The organism is Nocardia yunnanensis (assembly GCF_003626895.1).
GTDB classification, from domain to species: domain Bacteria; phylum Actinomycetota; class Actinomycetes; order Mycobacteriales; family Mycobacteriaceae; genus Nocardia; species Nocardia yunnanensis.
In genome coordinates this window covers 4196810-4212953 of the sequence record NZ_CP032568.1, presented here as the reverse complement: position 1 = coordinate 4212953, position 16144 = coordinate 4196810, and the positions used below count along the sequence as shown (strand labels likewise).

16 protein-coding genes are annotated in these 16144 nt (G+C 71.3%); 8 read left to right on the top strand and 8 right to left on the bottom strand.

Features of this window, described 5'->3' with window-relative positions; translation table 11 throughout:
• Positions 1-384: 384 nt before the first annotated feature.
• The 5 genes from lnt to D7D52_RS19755 all read right to left on the bottom strand — a co-directional run bounded on the left by lnt (position 385) and on the right by D7D52_RS19755 (position 6961).
• Positions 385-2019 carry an apolipoprotein N-acyltransferase gene (gene lnt / locus D7D52_RS19775; protein ID WP_425464683.1) on the bottom strand — a complete coding sequence of 545 codons (1635 nt, stop codon included), beginning with the start codon at positions 2017-2019 and terminating at the stop codon, positions 385-387.
• A gap of 415 nt (positions 2020-2434) precedes the next feature.
• A complete protein-coding gene (locus D7D52_RS19770) occupies positions 2435-4030 on the bottom strand; it encodes an amidohydrolase (protein WP_187703015.1) in 1596 nt (531 codons plus the stop codon).
• A 114-nt stretch (positions 4031-4144) separates the two neighbouring features.
• On the bottom strand, positions 4145-4639 hold the full coding sequence (locus tag D7D52_RS19765; protein WP_120738487.1) for an FxsA family protein: 495 nt from the start codon (positions 4637-4639) through the stop codon (positions 4145-4147).
• A gap of 149 nt (positions 4640-4788) precedes the next feature.
• Positions 4789-5451, bottom strand: coding sequence for a response regulator (locus D7D52_RS19760; protein WP_120738485.1), 663 nt, complete (start codon positions 5449-5451; stop codon positions 4789-4791).
• 133 nt (positions 5452-5584) lie between these two features.
• Positions 5585-6961 (bottom strand): sensor histidine kinase, encoded by a 1377-nt coding sequence (locus D7D52_RS19755; protein ID WP_120738483.1) that lies wholly within the window; start codon positions 6959-6961, stop codon positions 5585-5587.
• A 64-nt stretch (positions 6962-7025) separates the two neighbouring features.
• Here D7D52_RS19755 and D7D52_RS19750 point away from each other — a divergent pair, with 64 nt between their 5' ends.
• The gene (locus D7D52_RS19750; protein WP_120738481.1) at positions 7026-7793 is read left to right on the top strand and encodes a TSUP family transporter; all 768 of its coding nucleotides are present in this window, start codon (positions 7026-7028) and stop codon (positions 7791-7793) included.
• Positions 7794-7862: 69 nt separating this feature from the next.
• Here the strand turns inward: D7D52_RS19750 and D7D52_RS19745 are convergent, their stop codons facing one another.
• Complete coding sequence (locus D7D52_RS19745; RefSeq protein WP_246023167.1) at positions 7863-8666, bottom strand: TetR/AcrR family transcriptional regulator; 804 nt, start codon at positions 8664-8666, stop codon at positions 7863-7865.
• A gap of 188 nt (positions 8667-8854) precedes the next feature.
• Here D7D52_RS19745 and D7D52_RS19740 point away from each other — a divergent pair, with 188 nt between their 5' ends.
• From D7D52_RS19740 to D7D52_RS19730, 4 genes are all read left to right on the top strand, one after another.
• The gene (locus D7D52_RS19740) at positions 8855-10381 is read left to right on the top strand and encodes a TldD/PmbA family protein (protein ID WP_120744276.1); all 1527 of its coding nucleotides are present in this window, start codon (positions 8855-8857) and stop codon (positions 10379-10381) included.
• 54 nt (positions 10382-10435) lie between these two features.
• Positions 10436-11833, top strand: coding sequence for a TldD/PmbA family protein (locus D7D52_RS19735; RefSeq protein WP_120738478.1), 1398 nt, complete (start codon positions 10436-10438; stop codon positions 11831-11833).
• A gap of 20 nt (positions 11834-11853) precedes the next feature.
• Positions 11854-11979 (top strand): hypothetical protein, encoded by a 126-nt coding sequence (locus D7D52_RS39915; RefSeq protein ID WP_281279115.1) that lies wholly within the window; start codon positions 11854-11856, stop codon positions 11977-11979.
• A gap of 111 nt (positions 11980-12090) precedes the next feature.
• A complete protein-coding gene (locus D7D52_RS19730; protein ID WP_120744275.1) occupies positions 12091-13047 on the top strand; it encodes a S1C family serine protease in 957 nt (318 codons plus the stop codon).
• A 37-nt stretch (positions 13048-13084) separates the two neighbouring features.
• Here D7D52_RS19730 and D7D52_RS19725 read toward each other — a convergent pair whose 3' ends face one another.
• Positions 13085-13354, bottom strand: a complete 270-nt coding sequence (locus D7D52_RS19725; RefSeq protein ID WP_120738476.1) for a helix-turn-helix domain-containing protein — start codon at positions 13352-13354, stop codon at positions 13085-13087.
• 78 nt (positions 13355-13432) lie between these two features.
• On the opposite strand from D7D52_RS19725, the gene map reads away from it, so the two are divergent.
• The 3 genes from map (at position 13433) to D7D52_RS19710 (ending at position 15368) form a co-directional block, all read left to right on the top strand.
• Positions 13433-14200, top strand: a complete 768-nt coding sequence (gene map / locus D7D52_RS19720; protein WP_120738474.1) for a type I methionyl aminopeptidase — start codon at positions 13433-13435, stop codon at positions 14198-14200.
• Positions 14201-14253: 53 nt separating this feature from the next.
• Positions 14254-14910, top strand: a complete 657-nt coding sequence (locus tag D7D52_RS19715; protein ID WP_120738472.1) for a TetR/AcrR family transcriptional regulator — start codon at positions 14254-14256, stop codon at positions 14908-14910.
• Positions 14911-14987: 77 nt separating this feature from the next.
• The gene (locus D7D52_RS19710; RefSeq protein WP_120738470.1) at positions 14988-15368 is read left to right on the top strand and encodes a PPOX class F420-dependent oxidoreductase; all 381 of its coding nucleotides are present in this window, start codon (positions 14988-14990) and stop codon (positions 15366-15368) included.
• Between the two features lie 93 nt (positions 15369-15461).
• Here the strand turns inward: D7D52_RS19710 and D7D52_RS19705 are convergent, their stop codons facing one another.
• The gene (locus D7D52_RS19705) at positions 15462-16001 is read right to left on the bottom strand and encodes a DUF8020 domain-containing protein (RefSeq protein WP_120738468.1); all 540 of its coding nucleotides are present in this window, start codon (positions 15999-16001) and stop codon (positions 15462-15464) included.
• Between the last annotated feature and the right edge of the window lie 143 nt (positions 16002-16144).

Genomic DNA, 16144 nt, shown 5'->3' with positions numbered 1-16144 from the left:
TTCTGCCGCTGTAGACGCAACTCCCCAAGCCCCGAAATTCGATCTCGGTGGGCGGCACGGTCAGGGTTTCGCGCGCACGCGCGAGCCGTAGGACGTGGCCCACGCCCTATGATTCGGAGCATCCCGCCGAGCGGATCGGTGGCGATCTCGAGTTGCCCGCGACCAACAGCGTTGACGGAGCGCAGATTCAGTTCAGTTACCACATAGCAAACCTCGCGATAGTCGCCAAACACACATAACGTACGGTACAAATCCGGACATATCGGGAGCGACAGGGGTCTTAGCTACGAACTGGCGAATATTTCGCCGGGGCGGGACGGCCCTCGTCGCACGTGCCCGCGGTACTGCGCCGAAACGACATTCGACAATCTCGGTCGGCCGGTCTCAGAGAGCGCCGCGCCGCCGAGTGATCGCCGCCACAGTGGCAGCCGCAGCCAGAATACACAACAAGACCTCCGGCGCGGGGCCCAATCGGGTCGCCGGTGTCGTATTGCCGCGCAGCGGCAGGGTCGCCACCAGCGCGGCGGGCACGAACTGCGGCGTCCGCTGCTGGATCGCGCCGTCGGCGGTGATCATCGCGCTCACGCCCGTGGTCACCGAAACCACCACGGCGCGACCGTGCTCCACCGCGCGCACCCGCGACATGGCCAGCTGCTGATAGGTCATCTCGCTGCGGCCGAAGGTGGCGTTGTTCGACGGCACCGTCAGCAGCTGCGCGCCCGCGCGCACCGACTGCTCGAAGGCGCGGTCGAAGACGACCTCGTAGCAGGTGGCCACCCCGATCGCGACCGGCGCGCCGCCGCCGGCGGGCCGCACGTGCACCACGCCGTCACCGGTGCCGGGCACGAAATAGCCTGCGCGGTCGGCATAGTCGGAGAAGTGCCGGAAGAAGTCGCGGTAGGGCAGGTATTCGCCGAAGGGCTGGATGATCTTCTTGTCGTGGCGCTCCCCCGGGCCCGCGTCACCGTTCCAGACGATGACCGAGTTGGTGGTGGTGCGATCGTCGTTGACGAGCACCGCGCCCACCAGGATGGGCGCCTTCACATCCCGGGACGCCTGCGAGATCTCCTGGGCCGCATCGGCATTGCGCAGGGGATCGATATCGGAGGAGTTCTCCGGCCAGATCACCACGTCGGGCTGTCGGGCGCGGCCGGCGGCGATGTCGCGGGCCAGTTCCTCGGTGCGGCGGACGTGATTGTCGAGAACCGCGCGGCGCTGGGCGTTGAAGTCCAGGCCCAGCTGCGGCACGCTGCCCTGGATGGCGGCGACCGTGATCGGCCGGTTGCCGTCCTCCGGGCCGGGCAGCGCGGTCCGGAGGATCACTCCGGTGACTGGAACTATAGCCACAAGCATTGCCGCAGCAACAATTCCGTTCCACGATGTGAGACGGGCAGCTCCCCATCTGGGAGTATTCGATGTGACCGCAGCCACTCCCGAGTTATCGCCGCGCGGGCCTCGCAAGCTTCGCAAAACACCCAGCGCGAGGGCCGCCAGCCCGGTGCCGGTCAGCGCCACCGCGAAGCTCACCAGCGGTGCCCCGCCCACCATCGCGAAGGGCAGATACCAGCCGTCGGCCTGCCCGAAAGCCAGCCTCCCCCACGGGAATCCGCCGAACGGGACGCTCGAGCGCGCCCATTCGGTCAGCGACCACACCGCCGCCACCCACACCGGCCAGCCCCGCAGCCCCGCCACCCACCGCGTCAACAGCCCGAACAACCCCACATACACCGCGCACACCGTCGACAGCGCGATCCACGGCACCGGCCCGACATAGATCCCCGTCCACGGCAGCAGCGGCAAAAAGAACGCCAACCCCGCCACGAACCCAACCCCGAATCCCGTACGCGCCCGGCCGGTTCCGCGCACCGCGACCGTGAGCACCGCGATCCCCACCGGCGCCAGAAACCACAACGTCCGCGGCGGAAAACTCGCATACACCAACAGCCCCGCGATCACCGCCGCAACCAGCCGCGTCCCCACCGGCCACCGCGCAGCCACCGCCACCAACCCCCCGACCACCCCGGCCCGACCCCCCGCACCCGCCGCAGTGGTGTCGCCTAGGGCCGAAACCTCGTCGCCGCCAGTAGTTTCCGAGACGCCCTCGGCGTCTCCAGCGCCGGCCCCCTCGGCGCGGGCCGGCGTCGCGCCCACATCCTCCACGCGGATCGACGTGGCAATGGAACTCTCGGCGCGGGTCGGCGCGACACCGTCATCCTCCGCGCGGGTCAACGCGGCACCCGGATCCGCGACGCGGATCGGCACCGCACCCGCATTCTCGGGGCGGCTCGGCGTGGCACCGGCGCCCTCGGCGCGGGTCGGCGTGGCACCGGCATCCTCGGCGCGGGTCGGCGTGGCGTGGCAGCGATCGGGCGCGGGTTCGGTGGCGGTGGGGAGCTCCGACGGGGTTGGGGTGGAAGGGTTTTCGGGGCAGTGCTCAGGCTTCATGGAGGGTGACTCCGCGGTGCACGGTGCGCAGGCATGCGGGGGCGGGGGCGTCGGGGGTGAGCGGGGGCAGGCCGGGGACGCGGGAGCGGGGGTCGGTGGACCAGCGCTGCACCGAGTCGGCGGCGGCCGCGACCACGAGTTCGCGGGCGTCCCAGATCGCATAGGAGGCGGGGGCTCCGGGGACGAGGGTGCCGGCGACGCCGTCGCGGACCCCGCCCGCGCGCCAGGCGCCGCGGGTGGCGGCGGCGAAGGCGGCGCGGGGCGAGATCCGGTGGCCGGGGGTGCGGTGGTTGACCGCGGCGCGCACGGCGGCCCACGGGTCGAGGGCGGTGACCGGGGCGTCGGAGCCCAGGGCCAGGGAGATGCCGGCGGAGGCCATGGCGGCGAAGGGATTCAGGGTCGCGGCGCGCTCGGCGCCCAGGCGCTGGGCGTACATGCCGTCGGGGCCGCCCCAGGCGGCGTCGAATCCCGGTTGGACACTGGCGATCACGCCCCAGGCGGCCAGCTTCTCGATCTGCTCGGGCGTCATCATCTCCGCGTGTTCGAGGCGATGCCCGCGCGCGGCGACGGCCGGTCCGCCGAGCCGTTCGACCACGTGCTCGAAACCGGCGACGACCGCGTCCATGGCGGCGTCGCCGATGACGTGGAAGCCGGTCTGGATGCCGGCCTCGGTGCAGGCGAGCACATGGGTGGCGATGGCGTCGCTGTCGAGGTAGGCGGTGCCGGTGGTGTCGCGGTCGGCGTAGGGCGCGCGCAGCCACGCGGTGTGCGAGCCGAGCGCGCCGTCGACGAACAGGTCGCCGCCGAGGGCGTGCACGCCGAGTTCCTTGACCAGCGTGCGGGCTTCGTCGGCGCCGCGCACGGCCTGCCCCCAGTAGGCGCGCACCTGCACGCCGTGCGGGAAGTCCAGCAGTTCGCGCAGGTCCTCCGCGCCGGAGATGTCGGGTCCGGCGCATTCGTGCACGGCCACAACGCCGTTGGCGGCGGCCGCGTCGAGCGCGGCACGGCGTGCCCGGTCGCGCTGCTCGCGGCTCAATGCGCCCAGTGCGGCGGCGCGCACCCGATGGTGGGCGTCCGCGCGCAGCGGTTCCCCGCGGGTGAAACCGGTGGCCTCGGTGATGCCGGGGACCGCGTCGAGCAGGGCGCTGGAGGCGACGGCCGAATGCGCGTCCACGCGAGCCAGATACACCTGCCGTCCGGGCGCGGCGGCGTCGAGCTCCTCGCGGGTCGGCGGCCGGCCGTCGGCCCAGCGGGTCTCGTCCCAGCCTTCGCCGAGCACGACGCCGTCGGGCCGCGCGGCCGCGAACGCCCGCACCGCCGCGAGACAGTCGGCGAGCGAATCGGCCTGCGCCAGATCGAGTCCGGTGAGTTTCAACCCCAGCGCGGTCACGTGCACGTGCGGGTCGACGAATCCGGGGGCGACGAACGCCCCGTCGAGTTCCACGATCTCCGCGTCCGGATGCAGCGCGCGGCCCGGCTTGTCCAAGCCGACCCACACCACGGTTCCGTCGCTGACGGCCATGGCCGTCGCATCGGGATTGCTCGAACTGTAGATCCGACCGCCGACAAGCAACTGGGTACTCACGGCTCCCCATCCTGCCCGACGCCGCCCGCGCCTCGACACTCGCACCGCACCCGCCGGGAACCCCCGAAACGTCCACGGCCCCGGCACTGTCGCCGGGGCCGTGGACGCGCGCAGTCAGCGCGGGTCGATGGAACGGTGGGCGTGGCCTTGACCGTCGTCGTAGTACTCGGTGACGACGGTGGCGTCGATGACCTCACCGTCGGGGTCGATGACGACGTTGCGGTAGCCGTACGGGCCGACCGCGGTCGCGACGCGACCCAGCCGGCGGGCGGCGAACCCGGCCACGACCGGGCGGAACAGGAAGCGGGTGAACGGCAGCAGCGCCAGCAGACCCAGGGCGGTGGTGAGCAGGCCGGGCACGAACATCAGCACCGCGCCGACGGCCACCAGGGCGCCGTCGGCGACGGCGGTGCCGGGGTCGAGCTCGCCGCGGGCGGCGCGGCGGAAGCTTTGAAAGACGCGGCGGCCCTGCGAGCGGACCAGCACCAGACCCACGGCCGAGCCCGCCAGCAGCAGCAGGATGGTCGGGAAGACGCCGAGGAAGTGGCCGACCACGACGAGGGTGGCGATCTCGGCGGCGAACCAGGCGAGGAACAACAGGGCGGGCATCGGGCGATCCTTTCGATCGATCTACCCGTGCAACGCGCGAGGGAACGATTTTTCTCCCGCCTGCGTCGCCGGTCACATCCGGCGGGCGCGGGCCTCGTCGGGTCGCGCGAGGCTTCGGTCAGGCCGCGAATACGCCGCGCGGGGTCCCGTCAGGCGTTGCCGGGGCGCACCAGTCCGGTCTCGTAGGCCAGGACCACGGCCTGAACCCGGTCGCGCAGGCCGAGTTTGGTGAGCACGCGCCCGACATGGGTTTTGACCGTGGCCTCCGACAGGAACAGCGCCCCCGCGATCTCGGCATTGGAGCGTCCGGCGGCGATGTGCTCGAGCACCTCGCGTTCGCGGGCGGTGAGCACCTCGAGCACGCGTGGATCGCGGCCGGCGGCCGGATCCTCGGCGATGAGCCGGTCCAGCAGCCGTTTGGTCACCTTCGGCGAGACCACCGCGTCCCCGGCGGCGACGCTGCGAATGGCGGAGATGAGGTCCTCGGGCGGGGTGTCCTTCAACAGGAATCCGCTGGCCCCGGCCCGCAGCGCGCCCAGGGCGTGCTCGTCGAGGTCGAAGGTGGTCATCACCAGAACTCTGCTGCCGCAGCCGGATTCGATGATGCGCGCGGTGGCGGTCACTCCGTCGGTGACCGGCATCCGCACATCCATCAGCACCACGTCCGGCCGCAGCTCTCCCGCCCGCGCGATGGCGGTGGCCCCGTTGTCGGCCTCCCCCACCACCTCGATATCGGGGTGGGCGCCCAGCACCATCCGCAATCCCGCGCGCATGAGCTCCTGGTCATCGACAACTAGAACGCTGATCGGCACCCGACCAACTTATCCGGACATCGGATGAATCACCGCATGCGGCTGCCCCAGGGAGCCTGTGATCGGTCACCGTCTGCACCGGGCCCGGCCAGATTCAGTGGCCAGTGTCGCGCAGGCGTATCAGGATGTCGCGTCAGTCGGGGATATCGCGGTCCAGGGGAATGGTGGCGCGAACGGTCCAGCCGCCGTGCGGGTTTCGACCCGCCGACAGGGTGCCGCCCAGCACCGCGATGCGTTCACGCATGCCGACCAGCCCGAGCCCGCTGCCGGGGATGCGCGGCTCCGCGTCCGAGCCGCGTGTCGCGGGCAGCGGTGTGGTTGCGGTGCCGCCATTTCCGCCGGACCCGTTGACCTTGCCGGCCCCGTTGACCTTGCCGGACCCGTTGACCTTGCCGCCCGCGGGGCCGCCGCCGAGGCTCGGGCTGTCGTGGCCGCCGCCTCCGACGTGCTGGCCGCCGGCCCCGTGGCCGCAGCCGCCGGAGGGGACCGCGCGGGTCAGCGGTACCCCGCCGGAGTCGGTGATGTCGAGCAGGACGTCGGTGTCGCGGCGGGTGACGGTGACCGCGGCGTGCGGGTCGGGGCCGGCGTGGCGCAGGGTGTTGGTGAGCGATTCCTGCACGATGCGGTGGATGCCGAGGCTGACCTCGGGGGTGACGGTGTCGAGTTCGCCGCTCAGTTCGAGGGTGACGTCCAGGCCCGCGCTGCGCATCATGTCCACCACCTTCGCGATGCCGGCGGTGCCGTGCTGCGGAAGTTGTTCGGGCGCATGCTCGGTGCGCAGCAGCTCGACGGTGCGGCGCAGTTCGCGCAGCGCGTCGCGGCCGGTGCCGGCGATGGTGGACAGCGCCTGTTCGGCGGCGTCGGGGTCGGCGCGCAGGGCGTAGCGGGCGCCGTCGGCCTGCACGATGATGACGCTGACCGCGTGCGCGATCACGTCGTGCAGTTCGCGGGCGATGCGGGTGCGTTCGGCGGCGACCGCGTCGTGGGCGCGGCGTTCACGGTCGTAGTCGGCGACCGCGAGCCGGGCGGCGACCTCGGCGTCGTAGGCGTGGCGGGCGCCGACGAATTCGGCCAGCGTCCAGCACAGTGCGTAATAGAGCGCGGTGAAGGCGATGTCGGTGCCCGACGGTTTCCCGATGGCCGCCGCCGAGATCAGGCTGTCGAGCACGAGAATGCCCAGATAGATCAGCCCTTGGCGGCGCCCGACATACGCGACGAGAGTGTAGAGCATCATGCCCAGCCCCAGCAGCGCCGGATGCACCGAGGTGTCGCCGACCGCTCCGTGCACCATCGACGCGCTGATCGACAGCAGCACCATGGCGATGGCCGCGGCCCCGGTGTGGGTGCGCCGGAACACGATCGGCACCACCAGCAGCACGCTGAACACCAGGTAGGTGGCCTTGTAGCTGCTGTTGCTCACGGCCAGCACATCGATGCCCAGCAGCAGCAGGGCCAGGATCGTATCGGTGATGACGGGCTTGTCACGCAGCCACAGGCTGAACCGGCGCACCCACCCACCCTACGGTTCGGCCCACGGTTTGATCTTGCGCGCTCGGCTCTGGTTGGGTCGGCCTGTGAGCCTTGCGGATTGGGCGGTCCTGCTGACCGCGGCGACAGCGGCCGGGTGGGTCGACGCGGTGGTCGGCGGCGGCGGGTTGATCGTGCTGCCGACGCTGTTCGTCGTGCTGCCCGGGCTGGCCCCGCAGACGGCCCTGGGCACCAACAAGATCGCCGCGTTCTCCGGGACCAGCGCCGCGGTGATCACCTTCGCCCGCAAGGTGCCGATGCGCTGGAAGGTGCTGCTGCCGGGCGCGGTGATCGCCGCGCTCGCGGCCGCCTGCGGGTCGGCGGCGGTGGCGTTGATCGACAAGAAGCTGTTCGTGCCGATCGTGATGGTGGTGCTGGTCGGGGTGGCGATCTTCGTGACGCTGCGCCCGTCGGTCGGCGTCACCATGGCCACCCATCCCCCGACCCGCCGCAAGACCATCCTGGTGGTGGCGCTCGCGGCGGGTCTGATCGGCCTCTACGACGGCATCCTCGGCCCCGGCACCGGCACGTTCCTGATCATCACCTTCGCGACCATGCTCGGCACCGAGTTCGTGCGCGCCGCCGCCATGGCCAAGGTGATCAACTGCGGGTCGAACCTCGGCTCGCTGATCTATCTGGCGAGCACCGGCCACGTGCTGTGGGCGCTGGGTTTGTCCATGGCGGTGGCGAATGTCGCCGGCTCGGTGGTCGGTTCGCGCATGGCCCTGGCCCGCGGCGCCGGCTTCGTGCGCGTGGTCCTGCTGGTCGTCGTGGTCGCCATGGTCGTCCGCCTCGGCTGGCAGCAATTCGGCTGACTCCGCTCAATGGCACACCAGCGCGGCCGAATCGGGCAAATCCCCGCGCTGGTGTGCCACTCGACGGGGTCAGACGCGGGCGTGGCCGGGGAGGAAGCGGACGGCGTCGAAGCCGGGGCGGGGCAGCGGTTCCTGGGTGAGGCGGTGGACGGTGCCGATCGGGCGCGACGGGTCGGGCTCGGGGCGCAGCGGGGGCTCGGGCAGCAATTGGGTTTGCTCGCCGGGCATTTCGCGGGCCGGGGCGGGGACGGGCTGGGACAGCCAGGGGGCCAGCACTTTCGAGGTGGTCTCCTGGATCTTGCGTTGCAGCGCTTCGCCGTCCTGTTGCAGGCCCGGCCGCTGGAACAGCACCGTCAGCGCCCCGGACACCGCGCCGATCACCGCACCGACCAGGGCGGCCGCGCCGACGTCGTCGAGTTCCTCGGGGAACGCGGCACGCAACTGACGTGCGATCTCCTGCTGCGAGGCCAGCTGCGCGTAGGCGGCGCGCCCGGACACCGCGGGCACCGTGCGCGACACCTGGGCGCGCAGGACGGCGATCCGCGCGGCGAGGGTGTCGCCGAGGTGGTCGCCGGGATTGTCACCGGCGGCGCGCAGCGCGCGCAGCAGCACCTCGACGGGGCGTTCGCCGGGTTTGCGGGTGGCGATGGCGCGCACGGCGGCCTGCACGCGTTCGTCCGGCTCGGGGAACAGCAGTTCCTCCTTGCTGGCGAAGTAGTTGAAGAAGGTCCGGGTGCCGACCTCGGCGGCCGCGGCGATATCGGCGACGGTGGTCGCGTCGTATCCCCGGCTCTCGAACTGGTCGACGGCGGCTTCGAGCAGGGCTCGGCGGGTGCGTTCCCGTTTGCGATCGCGGAGTGCGGATGGCGGCACGCGGACGGACAGTACGGCATCCGGTCGGCGAAACCCGGCATTGTCCAGCGGTTGTGCGTGCCGTTTCATGCTGTGCCGCAGTGCGCTTCACGCATTGTTGCAGCGTATGCAGATTTACAGTCCGTGAATTTCATTGCGGGTGAGTCGATTGTTGAACCCCCGGCGTGTCGGGCTCTAGGTTGGTTCGGGTGAGCATCGCTACCAAGGTCGTGGACGACCAGTTCCGCGCGCTGCCGCTGTCGGCCCTGGCCGACGCGGCATTGAGCGCGGCCCGCGCGGCCGGCGCCGACTACGCGGACCTGCGGGTGCATCGACTCGTGCAGCAGTCCATCCGGTTACGCGACGGGCGTGTCGAATCGGTGTCCGACAGCACCGATCTGGGGTTCGCGGTGCGCGTGATCGTCGACGGCACCTGGGGTTTCGCCTCGCACGCCGACCTCACCGCCGACACCGCCGCCCAGGTGGCGCGCCGCGCGGTGACCGTCGCGCGCACGCTGCGCGCGCTCAATCGCGAACGCGTCGAGCTGGCGCCCGAGCCGCGCTACGCCGACGCCGAATACGTCTCCGCCTACGCGCAGGACCCCTTCACGGTGCCGACGCCGGAGAAAGTGGCGCTGCTGCTGGACTATTCGGAGCGGCTGCGCGCCGCCGACGGCGTCGATCACGTGACGGCGTCGGTGCTGCAGGTCAAAGAGCAGACCTTCTACGCCGACACCTTCGGCTCGCGCATCACCCAGCAGCGGGTGCGCCTGCACCCGCAGTTCGAGGCCATCACCGTCGATCCGGCGGCGGGGGTGTTCGAGACCATGCGCACCCTCGCGGCCCCGGCCGGGCGCGGCTGGGAGTACGTGACCGGCGCGGACGGAACCTGGGACTGGGCGGGCGAACTCGCGCGGATGCCGGAGTGGCTGGCCGAGAAGGTCAAGGCGCCCAGCGTCACCGCCGGGCCCACCGATCTGGTCATCGACCCCACCAATCTGTGGCTGACCATTCACGAGTCCATCGGTCACGCCACCGAGTACGACCGCGCCATCGGCTACGAATCCGCGTACGCGGGCACCTCGTTCGCCACCCCCGACCTGCTGGGCACCCTGCAGTACGGCACCCCGATCATGCACGTGACCGGTGACCGCACCCAGGAGCACGGTCTGGCCACCGTCGGCTGGGACGACGAGGGCGTGGCCGGGCAGCAATGGGATCTGGTGCGCGACGGCGTCCTCGTCGGCTATCAGCTCGATCGGGTCTTCGCGCCGCGGCTGGGCCTGGAACGCTCCAACGGCTGCTCCTACGCCGACTCCGCGCATCACGTGCCGATCCAGCGCATGGCCAATGTGTCACTGCAACCCGACCCCGAGCGCGACACCTCCACCGCGGAGCTGATCTCGCGCGTGCAGGACGGCATCTACATCGTCGGCGACAAGTCGTGGTCGATCGACATGCAGCGCTACAACTTCCAGTTCACCGGCCAGCGCTTCTTCCGCATCCGCGACGGCCAGCTGGCCGGGCAGCTGCGCGATGTCGCCTACCAGGCCACCACCACCGACTTCTGGGGTGCGATGGAAGCCGTCGGCGGCCCCTCGACCTGGGTGCTGGGCGGCGCGTTCAACTGCGGCAAGGCGCAACCCGGACAGGTGGCGGCGGTCTCGCACGGCTGCCCGTCGGTGCTGGTGCGCGGCATCAACATTCTCAATACCCGCGCCGAAGCCGGACAGTGAAGCCCGGACAGCAGTGAAGCCTGGACAGCAAGGAAAGGACCGCAAACGGTGAGTGTGCTCCCCGCCCCCGAGGTCGTCGAACGCGCGCTGCGGTCCTCCCGCGCCGACGAGGCCATCGTGCTGGTCACCGACGCGCACGAGGCGTCGCTGCGCTGGGCCGGAAACTCCATGACCACCAACGGTTCCGCGGTCGCCCGCGACTGGGCGGTGGTGTCGGTGTTCCGCGACGGACCCCATACCGCGCGGGTCGGCAGCGTGAGCTCCACCAGCGTCGACCCCGCCGACATCGAGGCCGTGGTGCGCGCCAGCGAGGACGCCGCGCGCACCGCCGAACCCGCCCGCGACGCCATGCCGCTGCTGTCGCCCGACGCCGTGGACGACGACACCCTCGATCGGCGGCTGGACTGGGCGGGCGCGCCCGCCACCACCGACATCGGCGTGTTCACCACGCTGGCAAGCGATCTCGCCACCGGTTTCGACGGCGCGGACCGCCTCTACGGATTCGCCCACCACCAGATGCACTCCAGCTGGCTGGGCACCTCCACTGGACTGCGACGCCGCTGGGTACAGCCCACCGGCTCGATCGAGATCAACGGCAAACGCGGCGCCGGCGGCGAGCTGGCCAGCGCGTGGGTCGGTGCCGGCACCACCGATTTCACCGATGTCGACACCCCCGGCCTGCTGGCCGAGCTCTCGCGCCGCCTGGACTGGAGCAAGCGCCGCGTCGAGTTGCCCGCGGGCCGCTACGAGACGCTGCTGCCGCCCTCCGCGGTCGCCGACCTGATGATCTACATGGCCTGGACGATGGAGGGCCGCGGCACGCACGAGGGCCACACCGCCTTCTCCCGCGCCGGCGGCACCCGAATCGGCGAGCGGCTCACCGATATTCCGCTGACCCTGTACTCCGATCCCAGCGCCGCGGGCCTGGAATACCGGCCGTTCGTGGCGACCCCGTCGTCCTCGGAATCGCTGTCGGTGTTCGACAACGGGCTCACCGCCCGGCGCACCGACTGGATCGGCGAGGGCGTCATCGAATCGCTGGTCTACCCGCGCGCCACCGCCGCCGAATTCGACGCCCCCGTCACCCTGCCCGGCGAGAACCTGCTCATGACCGGCGGCAGCGCCGCCACCCTGCCCGACATGATCGCCGCCACCGAACGCGGCCTGCTGCTGACCTGCCTGTGGTACATCCGCGAGGTCGACCCCGCCACCCTGCTGCTGACCGGCCTCACCCGCGACGGCGTCTACCTCGTCGAGAACGGCGAGGTCACCGCCGCCGTCAACAACTTCCGCTTCAACGAGAGCCCCCTGGACCTGCTGCGCCGCGTCACCGAAGCCGGCCGCACCGACATCACCCTCCCCCGCGAATGGAAGGACTGGTTCACCCGAACCGCCATGCCCCCCTTGCGAATCCCCGACTTCCACATGTCCTCGGTCAGCCAAGCCACCTAGCCCCGCCGCCCCAACCGACCGTGCCGGTGCTGCTCGGCGGCGGCGTCCCGCTGCTGGGCGCGCTCGCCGACGCGCCGGTGCTGCTGACGGATCCGGAGATCGTCGCGGGCACCCGCGTCACCCACCTGAGGTACCGCGTGCGCTGAACCCGGTTGCGCTGTCGGCGAACCGGTTGTCACGCCCGACGCGGCGCGCGCATCCTGGTGACAGAGCAACGTAATCATGTAATCGGGATGGTGGTCGTCGTGGACGACGAAATGTCCGCCGAGCCGGTCGCGCAGCCCGGCTTCGGCGCCCCCGACGCCGCGGCGCTGGACTCCTACTCGCGCACCGTCATCGCGGTCGCCACCTCGGTGACCCCGCATGTGGCCAGCGTGTCGACCCGTCGCGGCGGCGGGTCGGCGGTGGTGTTCACCGACGACGGCTTCCTGCTCACCAACGCGCACGTGGTGGGCGAATCCGCGCGCGGCAGCGTGGTGTTCGCCGACGGGCTGGAAGCTGGCTTCGATGTGGTGGGCGTGGATCCGCTCTCGGATCTGGCGGTGCTGCGGGCGCGCGGCGGCGCGCCGCGGGCCGTGGTGCTCGGTGACGCCGACCGGCTGGTGGTCGGTCAGCTGGTGGTCGCGGTCGGCAGTCCGCTGGGGCTGGCCGGGTCGGTGACCGCGGGCGTGGTCAGCGCGCTGGGCCGCTCGGTGCCGGTGGGCAATCGCCGCGCCGCCCGCGTCATCGAGGACGTCATCCAGACCGACGCTGCCCTCAATCCGGGCAATTCCGGTGGGGCGCTGGCGGATTCGGCCGGCCGAGTGGTCGGGATCAATACCGCGGTGGCGGGTATCGGGCTGGGGCTGGCGATCCCGATCAACGCCACCACCCGCCGCATCGTGTCCACCCTGCTCAGCGAGGGCCGGGTGCGGCGGGCCTACCTGGGGGTGGTCGGGGTGCCCGCGCCGCTGCCGGCGGCGGTGGCCGAACGCACTGGGCAGGACGCGGGACTGCGCATCGTGGAGGTGGTGCGCGGCGGCCCGGCCGAACGCGCCGGGCTGCGGCGCGGGGATCTCGTGCTCAGCATCGCCGACGCCGAAATCCGTGACGCGCAAGGCATTCAGCGTCAGCTCTTCGCCGACGCCATCGGCCGCTCGCTGCCGGTGACGGTGCTGCGCAACGGCGCGATGGTGGACGTCATCGCGGTGCCGGTCGAACTCGCCCTGGACTGAGCCGGGCGCGAGCCCGCCCGCTCACGAAGCCGAACGCTCACGAAGCCGAACGCTGCTCGGCCGCACCCTGCTGCCAGCTGTCGGCCAGCTCGTCGAGGGGGATGCCGAGGGTGCGGCTCAAGGCCACCACGGTCCCGAACGCCGGGGTCGGCAGCCGCCCGGATTCGATCTTGCGCAGCGTCTCCGGCGAGATGCCCGCGCTCACCGCCACCTCCGGCAGTTCGCGCTCGGCGCGGGCGGCACGCAGCGCGGCGCCCAGCCGGCGGCCGGCCTCGACCTGGGCGGGGGTCAGCGGAAGTCGAACCATGCCCGCCACCCTACGACTGGTATTTAAATACCGCAACCCGCTATGGTCGGTATAAAAATACCGATTCAGGAGGTTGTCATGGTCGAGCTCAAGAGCCCGGCGGAAATCGAGAAAATGGCGGTCACCGGGCGTTTCGTCGCCGAGGTGCTGCGGGAGCTGCGCGACAAGGCGCAGATCGGGGTGAACCTGCTGGACCTGGAAGCCGTGGTGCGCGAGCGCATCCGCGAGCGCGGCGCGGTCTCCTGCTACTGGGACTACTCCCCCTCCTTCGGCCGCGGCCCGTTCCGCAACACCGTCTGCCTGTCGGTCAACGACGCCGTGCTGCACGGACTTCCGTTCGACTACACCCTGCGCGACGGTGACGTGCTGACCATGGATCTGGCCGTGAGCATCGACGGCTGGGTCGCCGACGCCGCGGTCACCACCCTCGTCGGCACTCCCGATCCGGAGGACGCCCGCCTGGTCGCGACCACCGAGGCCGCCCTCGACGCGGCCATCGCGGTGGCCGTGCCCGGCAACACCGTCGGCGACCTGTCGGCCGCCATCGCCGCGGTCGCCCGCGCCGGCGGGTATCCGATCAATACCGAATTCGGCGGCCACGGCCTGGGCCGCACCATGCACGAGGACCCGCACATCGCCAACACCGGCCGCCCCGGCCGCGGCTACCGGCTGCGCCCGGGCCTGACCATCGCCATCGAACCCTGGTTCGCGCGCACCACCGACCGCATCGTCACCGACCCGGACGGCTGGACCCTGCGCTCGGCCGACGGCTCGCGCACCGCCCACTCCGAGCACACCGTCGCGGTCACCGACGCCGGCCCCCGCGTGCTGACCCGCCTGGACTGACCGCGCCCGGCCCGGCCGCCCGGCCGAAACGCGCTGTGGGAGATACTCCTTCGATGGGTAACGACGACGTAACGCCGGACGCCGCGGGCGGTACCCGTGACACCGCGGCGGTGGCGCATCTCGAGCTGTCGCAGCGCCGCTTCCCCGAGGGCCAGCGGCGCATCTTCCTGGCCGCCATCGACGCCTTCGCCGAGCGCGGCTTCCACGCCACCACCACCCGCGACATCGCCGCCCGCGCCGGCCTCAGCCCCGCCGGGCTCTACGTGCACTTCGGATCGAAAGAGGAAGTGCTGTACCGGATCTCGCTGTCGTCGACGCGCTTGACCCAGCAGGTCGCCGCGGCCGCCGCCACCGGCCCCGGCACCGCCGCCGAGCATCTCACCGCCGTGGTGCGCGATCTGACGGTCTGGCATGCCGAGCACGCGGCGTCGGTGAAGGTGGTGCTGCACCACCTCACCGACCTCACCGCCGAACACCGCGCCGAGGTCGTCGACATCCAGATCGCCATCCATCGTCTGCTGCGCGCGCTGGTGGCGCGCGGCGTCACCGACGGCGTCTTCGATGTCGCCGACACCCACGCCACCACCCTGGCCCTGATGTCGCTGTGCGTGGACACCGCCCGCTGGTACACCGAGGGCTACCGCCGCACGCCCGACCAGATCGGCGCGGACTACGCGGCCATGGCACTGCGCCTGGTGGGCGCGGCCTGACCCGTCAGCCTTCGCGCCCCTCCGCCGGCACGGCCGCGCGGGCAGCAACGCGCGGCCATGCCCATTAGGCTGCGAGCGTGGACAATACGTTCGAGCCGTTGGGCAAGGCGAACTATGTACAGCTGACCACCTACAAGAAGGACGGCACCCCGGTCGGGACGCCGGTGTGGGCCGTGCTCGACGACGGCCGCCTCTACGTGTGGACGGTCACCGACAGCTGGAAGGTCAAGCGGATCCGGCGCAATCCCCAGGTGACCGTGCAGCCCTGCGATTTCCGGGGCAAGACGCACGGGGAGCTGCTGAAGGGGTCCGCGCTGATCCTGGACGCTCCCGGCAGCGAACGGGTGCGCGATCTGATCAAGCGCCGCTACGGGATTCAGGGCTGGCTGGGTATCACCCTGAGCAAGCTGCGCCGCGGCGACACCGGCACCATCGGCATCGAAATCGCGCCCGCGTAACGAGGGTGCGGGCACGACGCGATCGCCGCACCGGCGTGGACCGGTCCGGCGATCGGGTCGTGCCCTCGGCCTGGATTGCTCCCACCCGGTGAGCTAGGGCTGGTCTCCGGCGATGATGGCGCCCAGCAGGCCGCCGACCCCGCAGCCGACGATCGCGCCGACCAGGAAGAACCAGATCCCGACCACGATGCCGACCAGGCAGCCGATGACCGCGCCGGCCACGATCGAGCCCGCGTTGGCGATGTTCTGCAACGCCACCACCTCACCGTTGGGTGCGGCGATATCGGCCGGATCCGACGGCCGCATCGTCAATTCGGTGGCGGCGGTGTTCACCTCCGGCACCACGCTGACCGTGCGGTCGGCCAGCTGGTAGGTCAGCGGCAGCGACGCGATGACCTCGCCGGTGGGCGCGAGAATGTTCACCGCGGCGTCGGTGAGCGCGAAATGCCCGGCGGTCAGCGTGGTGGTGACCGCCGAGCGGTCGGGGGCGAGCGTGATCGAGTAGTCCACGCCCCGGTCCGCGCCGCTGATCCCGGGTTGGGCGACGGCGGGCTCGCCGTGCGCGGTGGCGGTGGCGACACCCAGCGCGGCGACGGAAAGCACTGCGGTGGCGGCGATTCTGGCGATTCTCATGACGGTTCCCTGCGATCGAAGAGCCGATTCACCGCAGGGTCGAGCAAGCGATTGCCGAAAGGAAGCGCCACAACACTGCAACTCGAATTCGCGGACGCGAAGCGCGGCGAACCGGGGAATTCCCACATCGAATTATCGGACCC

Bases quoted from the DNA above. Each gene is read 5' to 3' on its own strand.
- map (WP_120738474.1), top strand. From the start codon at position 13,433: ATGGTCGAGCTCAAGAGCCCGGCGGAAATCGAGAAAATGGCGGTCACC.
- D7D52_RS19705 (WP_120738468.1), bottom strand. From the start codon at position 16,001: ATGAGAATCGCCAGAATCGCCGCCACCGCAGTGCTTTCCGTCGCCGCG.
- D7D52_RS19715 (WP_120738472.1), top strand. From the start codon at position 14,254: ATGGGTAACGACGACGTAACGCCGGACGCCGCGGGCGGTACCCGTGAC.
- D7D52_RS19765 (WP_120738487.1), bottom strand. From the start codon at position 4,639: ATGCCCGCCCTGTTGTTCCTCGCCTGGTTCGCCGCCGAGATCGCCACC.
- D7D52_RS19730 (WP_120744275.1), top strand. From the start codon at position 12,091: ATGTCCGCCGAGCCGGTCGCGCAGCCCGGCTTCGGCGCCCCCGACGCC.
- D7D52_RS19725 (WP_120738476.1), bottom strand. From the start codon at position 13,354: ATGGTTCGACTTCCGCTGACCCCCGCCCAGGTCGAGGCCGGCCGCCGG.